The following is a 12,729-nucleotide window of genomic DNA, read 5'->3' on the forward strand; positions in this document are numbered from 1 at the left end:
TGGAGACCTCCAGCATGACGTATGCCTCCCGCTCCGCGCTGCTGCGCGCTGCGGTAGACCTGGCGGCAGGCGGGGTGCCCGTGCTGCCGCTCAGCGCGGGCAAGCGGCCCGTACCCAACTGTCCCGCCTGCGCCGGGCCGACGCCCGGCGCGTGCGGTGGACGGCCGACCATGCTCGCCGCCGGGCCCTGCTGCTGCCCGGCGCCGTGCCACGGCTGGGCCGCCGCCACCACCGACCCCGCCGTCCTCACCTCCCCCGCGTGGGCACGGGCCTGGCAGACGGCCGGGGCGGTCGCCTACCACCCCGGCGGCGCCGGAGTCACCGTGGTGGACCTGGACAACCCCGCCGCCGTCGCCTGGGCCCGCGCGACGCTGCCCCCCACCCGGACCGTGCCCACCACCCGGGGCGAGCACTGGATCTACCGGGGCGCCACCCGCTCCGCCAACGCCGTACGCCCCGGCGTGGACATCAAGTCCACGATGTCCTACGCCCGTTGGCTCGGGCCCGGCACCGGCACCATGACCGCGCTGCCGCCCGCCGTCCCGGAGCTGGCGAGGAAGGAAGAGACCACCCCGCGCGGAAGCGGGCCGGTGGTCTCTTCAACCCCCCGCGCGGGGTGGGATAGGTCGGTTGCCACCGGCTGCCGCCACACCGAACGCTACGTCCGCACCGGCCTCGAACGTGGCCTGGCCCTCGTCCGCGCACGGACCGAACAGGGCGCCGGCAGCCAGGCGTTCGGCGTCGCGCGCTTCCTCGCCGGACAGCACGCCGCGTGCCCCGGGCCGTGCGGTCTGGACGCACTCGGGCAGGCCGTCATCGAGGCCGCCGTCATGGTCGGCGTGCCCGAGGCGTACGCGGCCCGCGCCGTCACCAACGGACTCGGACGGACGGCGGGAGCCGCATGAACACACAGCCTGTGGACGGTGCCGCCCTGTTCAACGAGGTGGAGCGGTTCCACCGCCGGTTCAACGCCTTCCCCTCCGAAGCCGCTTACGTGGCCGTCGTGCTGTGGGACGCGCACGCCCATCTACTCGACTGCTTCGACTCCACGCCCCGGCTGGCGTTCCTCTCCCCCGAACCGGGCTCGGGGAAGTCCCGCGCCCTGGAGATCGTGGAAACCCTCGTTCCCCGCCCCATGGTCGCCGTCAACGCCAGCGCGGCGGCCCTCTTCCGCGCCGTCTCCGGCACGGACGGGCGGCCCACCATCCTGTTTGACGAGATCGATACCGTGTTCGGCCCCAAGGCGGGGGACAACGAGGAGCTGCGCGGCTTCCTCAATGCCGGTCACCGCCGCTCCGGCGTGACGTACCGGTGCGTGGGCGACGGCGGCGCACAGAGCGTCGTGGCCTTCCCGTCGTACTGCGCCGTGGCCATGGCCGGGCTCGGCAGCCTGCCCGACACCATCCTCACCCGCAGCGTCATCATCCGCATGCGGCGCCGGGCCCCCAACGAGAAGGTCCAGCCCTACCGGCAGCGCGTCCACGAGAAGGAGGGCAACGCGCTGCGGGACCGGCTCGCGCGCTGGGCCGAGAGCGTCCGCAAGCAGGTCGAAGGGGTCTGGCCCGCGATGCCGGAGGGCGTCACCGACCGCCCGGCGGACGTGTGGGAACCGCTGCTCGCCGTCGCGGACGCCGCCGGCGGCGACTGGCCGCGACGGGCCCGCGCTGCCTGCGTCGAGCTGGTCACCGCCGCCAAGGACGACGACAAGGCGTCCCTTGGTATCCGGCTGCTGACCGATCTGCGAGACACGGTGTTCTGCGGCGCGGACCGGATGCCTACCGCCGTCATTCTCGACATGCTCAACGCCATGGAAGACGCCCCCTGGGGCGACATGGGCGGCAAGCCCCTCACTTCCCGTGGCCTGTCCCGGATGCTCAGCGAGTACGTCACGGCGGCCAACCGCCCCATCCGGCCGCGCGGCATCCGCACGGCCTCCGGCACGCCCAAGGGCTACTACGCCGAGGATCTGGCCGACGCGTGGACCCGCTACTGCCCCCCGGCTCAGGGAACCGCCACACCCGCAACATCCGCCACACCCCAGGTCACCAGGGGTGCCGCCGTGGCGGGAGAGCCGCCTGTTGCGGATACGCCCCGCCACAGCCAGAGCGACGCCGCCCCCTTCGGCGTCCCCGCCTGAGCACCCGACCCCTCGCGAGAAACGCCCGTGGTGTGGCGGACCCCATCCGCCACACCACGGGAATCCGCCACAGATCCAAGCCGCTGACCTGCGGTGTTGCGGCGTGGCGGATGTTGCGGACGCCCGAGGGGAGAGACCGCGCGCCAAGGAGGCACCAGCGTGAGCACCGCCGTGCCCACCCCGCACGAAGCACTCACCGTCCCGGAAGTCATGGCCGCTCTGCGGCTCAGCCGATCCAAGGTCTACGACCTCATCCGCTCCGGCCAACTCCGGAGCCTGACCATCGGCCGTGCCCGCCGCATCCCGGCCGATGAGATCCCCGCGTTCATCCGCCGGCAGATCGAGGAGAACGACTGAATGGCCAAGCGCCGCCCCAACGGTGGGGGAACGATCACCAAGCGGAAAGACGGCCGTTACCAGGGCGCCGCCTACGTCACCAACTCGGACGGCATCCGAGTGCGGGTCTACCGGTACGGCCGGACGTACAACGAGGTTGCCGAGAAGCTGGCCAAGCTTCAGGACCAGGAGCGGAACGGCGTCCCCGTCCCCTCTCGGGCCTGGACGGTCGGGGACTGGCTGACGTACTGGCTCGCTCAGATCGTGCAGCCGTCCACCGCGTTCAACACGTACGCCAAGTACGAGGGGAAGGTACGGCTCTACCTGATTCCCTACCTCGGGAAAAAGGCCCTTCCCAGGCTCACCCCGCACCAGGTACGCGATGCCCTGGCGCGAATGAAGAAGGACGGCGTTCCTGCCCCGACGCGGGCCGAGACCCTGCGCGTTCTCCGGAACGCACTCAACCGGGCCCGGCGGGAGGAACTGGTGACACGCAACGTCGCGGAGCTGGTGGACATGCCGACGACGGATAAGCAGGAGCGGAAGCCCTGGTCCGCGAAGGAGGCCATCACCTTTCTCGGAACGGCCCGGCGGCACCGCCTCTACGCCGCGTTCGTCGTGCTGCTGACGCTGGGCCTGCGCCGGGGCGAACTGCTCGGGATGCGCTGGTCGGACATCGACTTCGACAACGAGCAGTTCACCCCGACCCGGCAGGTACAGCGGGAAAAGGGCAAGCTGGTCGTCAAGAAGCTGCTGAAGACCAACTCTTCGCACGCCGCGCTGCCCCTCCCGCCGTTCGTCGCCGAGGCCCTGCGCGAGCGCGAGAAGGTGCAGCGGACGGAGCGGGAAGCGGCCGGCGAGCACTGGCACCAGGAGCCGGGGGAAGACCTGATCTTCACCGAGCGGCACGGCGGGCCGATCGAGCCGCGCGGCTTCTCGCGGACGTTCGACACCCTCGTCGGACGGGCGCCGGTCCGCCGGATCACGGTCCGGCTGGCCCGGCACACGTGCGGGACCCTGCTGGCCTTCCTGAAGGTGCACCCGAAGGCGGCGCAGGCGATCCTCCGGCACAGCCAGATCAGCATGACGCTCGACATCTACACACACGTTGTGGATGACGACCAGCGGGCCGCCGCCACGCTGCTCGCGGACCTTCTGAGAGGGGGAAATCAGCCCGGCTGATGTCGGCCGTAGATGTCAAACGCCCCCGGCCATCCCTGGCCGGGGGCGTTTTGGCTGGTGGGGCTAACAGGACTTGAACCTGTGGCCTCATCCTTATCAGGGATGCGCTCTAACCATCTGAGCTATAGCCCCGGGTGCACGGAAAGGCTAGCGCATCCGTACCCCGCCGCCCAAATCGGTTGGGGGCGGGCGGCCCTCGCGGGGGCGGAGGCCGTTACTCGTCCTCCGCCAGGGTCACCTCGATGCCGCCGACGAAGCCGGCCGACAGGTTGTACATGAAGGCGCCCAGGGTGGCCAGGGCGGTGGCCAGCACGACGTCGATGATCGCGATCAGCGTCGTGAAGCCGAGCACCCGCGGCAGCGACAGGAAGGCCTGGAGGTCGAAGCCGCTGTCGGCGTCCGACTCGGCGTCCGCCGCCGTCGCCTCGCGGATGGTCTCGCCCACCGTGGAGAAGACGCCCATCGCGTCCATGACCATCCACAGCACGCCCACGGCGATGATCGTGCAGATGCCGAGCGCGATGGACAGCAGGAAGGCGACCTTCATCACCGACCACGGGTCGGCCTTGGAGATCCGCAGCCGCGCCTTCCGGGTGCGCGGCACGGTGCGCGCGCCGGTGCGCGAGACGCGCACGCCCCCGCCCTGGGTCTGCCCGGAGCGCTGCTGCGCGCCCCGGCTGCCGGTCTGCGTGCCCTGCTGCTGACTCCGCTGAGTCTGCTGCGGGCTCTGCTGCCCCACGGTCGGGGCGGCGCCGGGCGGCGCGGGGTACGCCTGCGGCGGGTGGTAGCTCTGGCCCTCCCGGGAGGCGCGGCCCCCCTGGGGATAGGGATCTACGGGTCTGGCACTGGTCATCGTGGTTCCCCCACGAGTCGTGGCTGCTGGGGACAAGTCCCCGGGGACCGGTGTCCCCGGATCGGATGCCAGGCACACCCGTGCCGCCCGGCTGGATGGGCAGAGAACGTCCCGGGGGCGGCCCGGCGTTCCCGCGCGGGCCGGCGGCGGCGCCCGAGCGGCGCGGAGCATCCCGCACCGCTCGCGGGCCGTCGGCGGCGCCCCTCGAAACGGCTCACGCCCGTCTCACTCCTCATCTCCCGGCAGGTCAGCCGGGGTCGTCTCCGAGGCAGCGGCATCGCCGGGCGCCTCGCCGGGGCCGGCGGCGCCCTCCTCGGCGTCCCCGGCGTCGCCGGTGCCGTCGACCTCCTCGGCCTCCCGGCCCGCCTCGGCGTTGCGGGCGATGCCGACGACGGCGTCCCGCTTCCCCAGGCTGATCAGCGACACGCCCATGGTGTCACGGCCGGTCTCGCGCACCTCGTTGACCCGCGTGCGGATCACCCCGCCGCCCAGCGTGATGGCCAGGATCTCGTCGGTGTCCTCGACCACCAGGGCGCCCACCAGGGAGCCGCGGTCCTCCACGATCTTGGCCGCCTTGATCCCCAGACCGCCGCGGCCCTGCACGCGGTACTCGTCCACGGGGGTGCGCTTGGCGTACCCGCCGTCGGTGGCCGTGAAGACGAACGTCCCGGCGCGGACGACGTTCATCGACAGCAGCTCGTCGCCCTCCCGGAAGCTCATGCCCTTCACGCCCGAGGTGGCCCGGCCCATCGGGCGCAGCACGTCGTCGGTGGCCGTGAAGCGGATCGACTGGGCCTTGCGGCTGATCAGCAGCAGGTCGTCGTCGGGGGAGACCAGCTCGGCGCCGATCAGCTCGTCGTCGCGGCCGTCGTCCATCTCCCGGAGGTTGATCGCGATGACGCCGCCGGAGCGAGGGGAGTCGTAGTCCTTCAGCGCGGTCTTCTTCACCAGGCCGGACTTGGTGGCCAGCACGAGGTAGGGGGCGGCCTCGTAGTCGCGGATGGCCAGGATCCGCGCGATCCGCTCGTCGGGCTGGAAGGCCAGGAGGTTGGCCACGTGCTGGCCGCGGGCCTCGCGGCCGGCGTCGGGCAGCTCGTAGGCCTTGGCGCGGTAGACCCGGCCCTTGTTCGTGAAGAACAGCAGCCAGTGGTGCGTGGTGGAGACGAAGAAGTGGTCGACGATGTCGTCCTCGCGCAGCTTGGTGCCGCGCACGCCCTTGCCGCCGCGCTTCTGCGCCCGGTAGTCGTCGGTCTTGGTCCGCTTCACGTAGCCGCCGCGGGTGATCGTGACGACGATGTCCTCCTCGGCGATCAGGTCCTCGATGGACATGTCGCCCTCGAAGGGGATCAGCGCGGTGCGGCGGTCCTCGGCGAACTTCTCGACGATCGCGGCCAGCTCCTCGCCGATGATCGCGCGCTGCCGCTCGGGCGAGGCCAGGATGGCGTTGTACTCGGTGATCTTCGCCTGGAGCTCGTCGTGCTCGGCGGTGATCTTCTGCCGCTCCAGGGCGGCCAGGCGGCGCAGCTGCATCTCCAGGATGGCGTTGGCCTGGATCTCGTCGATGGACAGCAGGCCCATCAGGCCCTGGCGGGCCACGTCCACGGTGGCGCTGCGGCGGATCAGGGCGATGACCTCGTCGATCGCGTCCAGCGCGGCGAGCAGGCCGCGCAGGATGTGGGCGCGCTCCTCGGCCTTGCGCAGCCGGTACCGGGTGCGGCGGACGATGACGTCGATCTGGTGGGTGACCCAGTTGCGGATGAAGGCGTCCAGCGACAGGGTCCGGGGGACGCCGTCGACCAGGGCCAGCATGTTGGCGCCGAAGTTCGTCTGCAGGTCGGTGTGCTTATAGAGGTTGTTGAGAACGACCTTGGCGACCGCGTCCCGCTTCAGCACGATCACCAGGCGCTGGCCGGTGCGCGAGGAGGTCTCGTCGCGGACGTCGGCGACGCCGCTGATCCGGCCGTCCTTGACCAGCTCGGCGATCTTCTGCGCGAGGTTGTCGGGGTTGACCTGGTAGGGCAGCTCGGTGACCACCAGGCACTGGCGGCCCTGGATCTCCTCGACCTCCACGACCGCGCGCATGGTGATCGAGCCGCGGCCGGTGCGGTACGCCTCCTCGATGCCGCGGCGGCCGACGATCAGCGCGCCGGTGGGGAAGTCGGGGCCCTTGATCCGCTCGATCAGGGCCTCCAGCAGCTCATCGCTGCCGGCCTCCGGGTGCTCCAGGTACCACTGGGCGCCGGCGGCGACCTCGCGGAGGTTGTGCGGGGGGATGTTGGTGGCCATGCCGACCGCGATGCCCGCCGAGCCGTTGATCAGCAGGTTCGGGAAGCGGGCGGGCAGGACCGTCGGCTCCTGGTTGCGGCCGTCGTAGTTGTCCTGGAGGTCGACGGTGTCCTCGTCGATCTCCCGCAGCATCTCCATGGCCAGCGGCGCCATCCGGCACTCGGTGTACCGCATGGCCGCGGCGGGGTCGTTGCCCGGGGAGCCGAAGTTGCCGTTGGAGTCGACCAGCGGCATCCGCATCGCCCACGGCTGGGCCAGGCGCACCAGGGCGTCGTAGATCGAGGTGTCGCCGTGGGGGTGGTAGGTGCCCATGACGTCGCCGACGACGCGCGCGCACTTGTAGTACCCGCGCTCCGGGCGGTACCCGCCGTCGTACATGGCGTACAGCACGCGGCGGTGCACGGGCTTGAGCCCGTCGCGCACGTCGGGCAGGGCGCGGGAGACGATCACGCTCATCGCGTAGTCGAGGTAGGAGCGCTGCATCTCGGTTTCGAGCGTGACCGGCTCGATGCGCAGCGCGCCCTCCTGCTGCGGCGGCACGGGCAGGGGCTCGCCGGGCGCGGGGGTGGTGGTGTCGTCGGCCATGACCGTGGATCCGATTCCTTTCGAACGGCCGTGGGACGGCCGTGGGGGTGGCGGCGGGCGGGGGCGTGCGGGCGTTCTCCCGGCGCCCGGCGGGGTGCCGGGCGCCCGGGGTCCTCAGATGTCGAGGAAGCGCACGTCCTTGGCGTTCCGCTGGATGAACGACCGGCGGGCCTCCACGTCCTCGCCCATGAGGATCGAGAACAGGTCGTCCGCCGCTGCCGCGTCGTCGAGGGTCACCTGGCGCAGCACGCGGTGGGCCACGTCCATCGTGGTCACGCGCAGCTCCTCGGCGTTCATCTCGCCCAGGCCCTTGAAGCGCTGGATGGAGTCCTCGCGGATGCGCTTGCCGCGCTCCCGGCCCAGCCGGATGAGGCTGTCGCGCTCGCGGTCGGAATAGGCGTACTCGAACTCGTCCCGGCCCCACTTGATCTTGTACAGCGGGGGCTGGGAGAGGAAGACGTGCCCGGCCTCGACCAGCGGGCGCATGAAGCGGAACAGCAGGGTCAGCAGCAGGGTGTTGATGTGCTGGCCGTCGACGTCCGCGTCCGCCATGAGGATGATCTTGTGGTACCGCAGCTTCGCGATGTCGAAGTCCTCGTGGATGCCGGTGCCGAAGGCGGAGATCAGCGCCTGGACCTCGGTGTTCTGGAGGACCTTGTCGATGCGGGCCTTCTCGACGTTGAGGATCTTGCCGCGGATGGGGAGGATCGCCTGGTACTGCGGGTCGCGGCCGGCCTTGGCGCTGCCGCCGGCCGAGTCGCCCTCCACGATGAAGATCTCGGACTTGGTGGCGTCGTTGGACTGGCAGTCGCTGAGCTTGCCGGGCAGGGAGGCGGTCTCCAGCAGGCCCTTGCGGCGGGTGAGGTCGCGGGCCTTGCGGGCGGCGACGCGGGCGGTGGCCGCCTGGATGCTCTTGCGGATGATGTCGGCCGCCTCGTTGGGATTGCGGTCGAGCCAGTCCGAGAAGTGCTCGTAGACGATCTTCTGGACGAAGGTCTTGGCCTCGGTGTTCCCCAGCTTGGTCTTGGTCTGGCCCTCGAACTGCGGCTCGCCGAGCTTCACGGAGATGATCGCCGTCAGGCCCTCGCGGATGTCCTCGCCGGCGAGGTTGTCGTCCTTCTCGCGCAGCAGCTTCTTCTCCCGGGCGTACTTGTTGACCAGTTGGGTCATCGCGGCCCGGAAGCCCTCCTCGTGGGTGCCGCCCTCGTGGGTGTGGATGGTGTTGGCGAAGCTGTAGACGCCCTCGCTGTACTGGCTGTTCCACTGCATCGCGATCTCCACGGAGATGCGGCGCTCGGTGTCCTCGGCGTCGATCTCGATCACGGTGGGGTGCACCGGCTCGCCCTTGCGGGAGTTGAGGTGGCGCACGAAGTCGGAGATGCCGCCCTCGTAGTGGTACGTCACCGCGCGGGGCTTGTCCTCGCCGTCGTCGCCCGCCGAGTCCGCGCCCGAGGTCTGCTTGGCGGCGGCCCGCTCGTCGGTCAGCGAGATGGTCAGGCCCTTGTTGAGGAAGGCCATCTCCTGGAAACGGCGCGAGAGGGTCTCGAAGGAGTAGTCGGTGGTCTCGAAGATGGAGGGGTCGGCCCAGAACGAGACCGTGGTGCCGGTCTCCTCGGTCGCCTCGTTCCGCGCGAGGGGGGCGGTGGGGACGCCCTGCCGGTACTCCTGGGTCCAGCGGTACCCGTCGGTGCGGACCTCCACCGCGACCTCGGTGGACAGGGCGTTGACCACCGAGACGCCCACGCCGTGCAGGCCGCCGGAGACCGCGTACCCGCCGCCGCCGAACTTGCCGCCGGCGTGCAGCACGGTGAGCACGACCTCGACGGCCGGCTTGCCCTCGGAGGGCACGATGCCGACGGGGATGCCGCGGCCGTTGTCGACCACGCGGACCCCGCCGTCGGCCAGCAGCGTCACGTCGATGCGGTCGGCGTGGCCGGCCAGCGCCTCGTCCACGGAGTTGTCCACGACCTCGTAGACGAGGTGGTGCAGGCCGCGCTCGCCGGTCGATCCGATGTACATGCCCGGGCGTTTGCGGACGGCGTCCAGCCCCTCCAGCACCGTGATGGCGCTGGCGTCGTACGAGGGGCCCCCGTCCGCGGGCGCGGCGGGCTGCGGAATGTTCTTGTTGGCATCGCCGGAATCGGCCACGAAGCGCCCTTTCTGGCACAGCACGAGCCGACTCCGGCTGGCGGGAGCGGCTGCGACGTTCGACATGGTCCGCAACGGGGCGGGTCACTCCAGTCTACCGCTAGCGCCAAGCGTAACGGCGGTTTGCCGGGCCCCCAGTCCGCATGTGCCGCCCTGAACTGGCATCCGGTGACTCCCTATATGCGACCGGGGTCCCTGATCCGTTCACGACGGCCCTCAGCGCTTCGGACTGTCAACCTCCACAGACGTGACCGGCGTCACTCAGGGCACACGCCGCACAGGAGAACGACAGGGGCGGGCGCGCGCGGTCTAGCCGTACGTGTCCCCGGGGCCGCGGCTGCCTGGGGCGCGCAGGCGGCCGGGCGCGCGGGCCGGGCCCGCCGGGCCGAGGACCTTGATCAACGTGACGGTGCCGGAGCCGAGATCGGCGTTCAGCCGGGCCAGGAGCTGCGGGGCCAGCAGGCGCAGCTGCGTCGCCCAGGCCGTGGCGTCGCACCGGACGGTCAGGATCCGCTCCCCCTCGTCGTACCCCTCGGGCACGCAGTGCTGGGCCACCTCGGGGCCCACCAGCTCGGGCCACCGGCCGAGCACGCCCCCCACCGCGAGCGGCATCTCCCAGCCGCGCTCCACGGTCAGCCGCTCCACGGCCGCCCCCAGCGGCAGCGGGTCGCGCCCCCCGGCGCGCGCGCCGGAGCGCAGGCCGCCCCCGCGCCGGGCCTGGCGCCGCTGCTGGGCCATGGCGCCCCGGGCGCGCGCCTGCTCCTTGGCCGCGCGCAGCGCCACCCGCGCCAGATCCACGCCGGACAGCTCGGGCGTTGCCCCGCCGTTGACCCCGCTCGTCCCGCCGGCGCCGTCCGGGCCGTTCGCCGCGGCGCCTCCGGCCGCGGGCCTCCGGTCACTCACGGGTCACCCGCCCCTCCGCGACGGCGAACCGCGCCCCGGCCAGCACCGGGGGAACGTCCTCGGCCACCGCCGCGGTCACCAGCACCTGCTCGCCGGCCGCCACCAGTTCCGCCAGGCGCTCCCGGCGCCGGCCGTCCAGCTCCGCGAAGACGTCGTCCAGCACCAGCACCGGCTCGGGGCCCTCCTCCTTCAGCAGCTCGTAGGAGGCCAGCCGCAGCGCCAGGGCCAGCGACCAGGACTCCCCGTGGCTCGCGTAGCCCCGCGCGGGCAACTCCCCGAGCCGCAGCAGCAGATCGTCGCGGTGCGGGCCGGCCAGGGTCACGCCGCGCTCGATCTCCTGCGGGCGTATCTCCCGCAGGGCGGCCAGCAGCAGCGCCTCCAGCTCGGCGCGGGCCCCGGCCGCGGGGGCTTCGGCCGCCGGGGCGGTCTCGGCGGGGCCGGGCTCGGTGTCGGCCGGGGCCGGCGCGGGGCCCTCCGCCGCGCCGGCCACGCCGGTCACCGAGCTGCGGTACTCCAGGGTCACCGGGCCGCCGCCGGGGGCGACCCGCTCGTAGGACTTGTCGGCCAGCGGGGCCAGCGCGGCCAGCAGCGCCAGGCGCTGCGCCAGCAGGTCGGCCCCGGCCCGCGCCAGGTGCTGGTCCCACACGTCCAGGGTGGACAGGTCGGCGCCGCGCCCGCCGTGCCTGCGGGCCATCGCCGCGGACTTCAGCAGGGAGTTGCGCTGCTTGAGGACCCGGTCGTAGTCGGCGCGGACGCCCGCGAGGCGCGGGGCCCTGGCCGTGACCAGCTCGTCCAGGAAGCGGCGGCGCTCCCCCGGGTCGCCCTTGACCAGGTGCAGGTCCTCGGGCGCGAAGAGCACGGTGCGCACCACGCCCAGCAGGTCGCGCGGGCGGACGGAGGTGGAGCGGTTGAGCCGGGCGCGGTTGGCCCGGCCGGGGTTCAGCTCCAGCTCCACCAGCTGGGAGCGCTCGCCCTCGCGGACCGCGGCCCTGATCACGGCCCGGTCGGCGCCCATCCGCACCAGCGGGGCGTCGGAGGAGACCCGGTGGCTGGCCAGGGTCGCCAGATAGCCGACGGCCTCCACGAGGTTCGTCTTGCCCTGACCGTTGGGCCCGATGAACGACGAGACGCCGGGCGTGAGTTCGACCTCGGCCCGGGCGTAGGAGCGGAAGTCGGCGAGGGAGAGATGCGTGACGTGCAAGCGGGGCCCCTACTTCGGGCCCTCGACCGCGTGCCCGCCGAACTGGTTGCGCAGGGCCGCGATCATCTTCATCTGGGGGGAGTCCTCCTGCCGGGACGAGAAGCGGGCGAAGAGCGAGGCGGTGATCGCGGGCAGCGGCACGGCGTTGGTGATCGCGGCCTCCACGGTCCAGCGGCCCTCGCCCGAGTCCTCGGCGTAGCCGCGCAGCTTGTGCAGGTGCTCGTCCTCGTCCAGCGCGCGGACGGCCAGGTCGAGCAGCCAGGAGCGGATGACCGTGCCCTCCTGCCAGGAGCGGAAGACCTCGCGGACGTCCGTGACCTCCTCGGCCGCCTCAAGCAGCTCCCAGCCCTCGGCGTACGCCTGCATCATGGCGTACTCGATGCCGTTGTGGACCATCTTCGCGAAGTGGCCCGCGCCGACCTTGCCCGCGTGCACGGCGCCGAACTCGCCGGGGGGCTTCAGGGCGTCGAAGACGGGCTGCACGCGGGCCACGTGCTCGGCGGCGCCGCCGTACATCAGGGCGTAGCCGTTCTCCAGGCCCCAGACGCCGCCGGAGACGCCGCAGTCGACGAAGCCGATGCCGCGCTCGCCGAGCTGGGCGGCGTGCCGGGCGTCGTCGGACCAGCGGGAGTTGCCCCCGTCCACGATGAGGTCGCCCGGGTCCAGCAGCTCGGACAGCTCGTCGATGACCGACTGGGTGACGGCTCCGGCCGGGACCATCAGCCACACGACGCGGGGGGCGGCGAGCGCGTCCACAAGGGCGCGAAGGCTGTGGACATCGGCGTCGGGCGTGTCCGGGGCGTACCCCACGACGGTGTGGCCCGCCCGGCGGATGCGCTCCCGCATGCTTCCGCCCATCTTGCCGAGACCGACCAGACCCAGCTCCATCGAGCTACTCCTTACCTCCGACATGACCTCGGCCCGAGCCTACGCCCGCACCCCCGCGCCCCGGCCGAACCGCCGTCCCGCGCCCCGGCCGTTCGCCCGCGCACCGCGCCCGCGTGCGCCCCAGCCGCCGAGGCGGACGGGCATGCTGAGCCGCACGAGGGGCGGCCCTCGCGCTCCCGCCGGGCGCCCCGGGGACGGGGGCCGCGCCCG

Annotated in this window: 10 protein-coding genes and 1 tRNA gene; 4 read left to right on the forward strand and 7 right to left on the reverse strand. The window is 72.3% G+C overall.

All coding sequences use genetic code 11. The annotated features are described in order from the left end of the window. Positions 1-14 precede the first annotated feature (14 nt). From RM780_RS08610 to RM780_RS08625, 4 genes are all read left to right on the forward strand, one after another. Positions 15-905 carry a bifunctional DNA primase/polymerase gene (locus RM780_RS08610; RefSeq protein WP_311629966.1) on the forward strand — a complete coding sequence of 297 codons (891 nt, stop codon included), beginning with the start codon at positions 15-17 and terminating at the stop codon, positions 903-905. Continuing rightward, a complete protein-coding gene (locus tag RM780_RS08615; protein WP_311629967.1) occupies positions 902-2,137 on the forward strand; it encodes a DUF3631 domain-containing protein in 1,236 nt (411 codons plus the stop codon). The genes RM780_RS08610 and RM780_RS08615 overlap by 4 nt, the downstream gene beginning before the upstream one ends. A 159-nt stretch (positions 2,138-2,296) precedes the next feature. Then, positions 2,297-2,494: a helix-turn-helix domain-containing protein gene (locus RM780_RS08620; RefSeq protein WP_311629968.1), complete on the forward strand. Its 198-nt coding sequence runs from the start codon at positions 2,297-2,299 to the stop codon at positions 2,492-2,494. Further along, the gene (locus RM780_RS08625; protein ID WP_311629969.1) at positions 2,495-3,655 is read left to right on the forward strand and encodes a tyrosine-type recombinase/integrase; all 1,161 of its coding nucleotides are present in this window, start codon (positions 2,495-2,497) and stop codon (positions 3,653-3,655) included. It begins immediately after the preceding gene. A 55-nt stretch (positions 3,656-3,710) separates the two neighbouring features. Here RM780_RS08625 and RM780_RS08630 read toward each other — a convergent pair. From RM780_RS08630 to gnd, 7 genes are all read right to left on the reverse strand, one after another. Then, positions 3,711-3,787 (reverse strand) — tRNA-Ile (locus RM780_RS08630). An 82-nt stretch (positions 3,788-3,869) separates the two neighbouring features. Continuing rightward, positions 3,870-4,508, reverse strand: coding sequence for a DUF3566 domain-containing protein (locus RM780_RS08635; RefSeq protein ID WP_311629970.1), 639 nt, complete (start codon positions 4,506-4,508; stop codon positions 3,870-3,872). 225 nt (positions 4,509-4,733) lie between these two features. Continuing rightward, positions 4,734-7,379, reverse strand: a complete 2,646-nt coding sequence (gene gyrA / locus RM780_RS08640) for a DNA gyrase subunit A (RefSeq protein ID WP_311629971.1) — start codon at positions 7,377-7,379, stop codon at positions 4,734-4,736. Between the two features lie 114 nt (positions 7,380-7,493). Continuing rightward, the gene (gene gyrB, locus RM780_RS08645) at positions 7,494-9,551 is read right to left on the reverse strand and encodes a DNA topoisomerase (ATP-hydrolyzing) subunit B (RefSeq protein ID WP_311629972.1); all 2,058 of its coding nucleotides are present in this window, start codon (positions 9,549-9,551) and stop codon (positions 7,494-7,496) included. Positions 9,552-9,836: 285 nt separating this feature from the next. Further along, positions 9,837-10,334 (reverse strand): DUF721 domain-containing protein, encoded by a 498-nt coding sequence (locus tag RM780_RS08650; protein ID WP_311630090.1) that lies wholly within the window; start codon positions 10,332-10,334, stop codon positions 9,837-9,839. 88 nt (positions 10,335-10,422) lie between these two features. Further along, positions 10,423-11,631 carry a DNA replication/repair protein RecF gene (gene recF, locus RM780_RS08655; RefSeq protein ID WP_311629973.1) on the reverse strand — a complete coding sequence of 403 codons (1,209 nt, stop codon included), beginning with the start codon at positions 11,629-11,631 and terminating at the stop codon, positions 10,423-10,425. A gap of 9 nt (positions 11,632-11,640) precedes the next feature. Next, positions 11,641-12,519: a phosphogluconate dehydrogenase (NAD(+)-dependent, decarboxylating) gene (gene gnd / locus RM780_RS08660; RefSeq protein ID WP_311629974.1), complete on the reverse strand. Its 879-nt coding sequence runs from the start codon at positions 12,517-12,519 to the stop codon at positions 11,641-11,643. Positions 12,520-12,729: the final 210 nt, after the last annotated feature.

The organism is Streptomyces boetiae (genome assembly GCF_031845405.1).
Lineage (GTDB): Bacteria > Actinomycetota > Actinomycetes > Streptomycetales > Streptomycetaceae > Streptomyces > Streptomyces boetiae.